This window comes from Cognatundibacterium luofuense (assembly GCF_018139685.1).
Classification (GTDB): domain Bacteria; phylum Pseudomonadota; class Gammaproteobacteria; order Burkholderiales; family Burkholderiaceae_D; genus Undibacterium; species Undibacterium luofuense.
This window is the reverse complement of record NZ_JAGSPN010000415.1, coordinates 1-330: the sequence shown is the minus strand read 5'-3', so window position 1 is coordinate 330 and position 330 is coordinate 1. Positions and strand designations below refer to the sequence as shown.

The 330-nt window shown below is 46.7% G+C and carries 1 protein-coding gene; it reads left to right on the top strand.

The features are described from left to right. Positions 1-75: 75 nt before the first annotated feature. The coding region (locus tag KDM89_RS21015; protein ID WP_212689767.1) for a YqhA family protein at positions 76-330 on the top strand (255 nt) is incomplete at its 3' end.

Genomic DNA, 330 nt, shown 5'->3' with positions numbered 1-330 from the left:
ATGACACGACTGACTTGCCCGGATGTAAAATAGCACTTTTATGCTTTTGCACTGTTCTCACTTCAGAATTGATCTATGTCAAATCCAAAACCACTCACCAAATTGTCACCACTGGCAGGCCTCATTTTTTTCAGCCGCTGGCTGCAACTCCCTCTGTATCTGGGTTTGATACTCGCCCAGTGCGTTTATGTATTTCATTTCTGGGTCGAGCTGATTGATCTGATTGGCGCTGCCATGGGTAACCAAAGCGCCTTACAGCACATACTGGAAGCGGTGTCGGCCGGTGGCAATCACCCTACTAAACTCAATGAAACAACAATTATGCTGGTG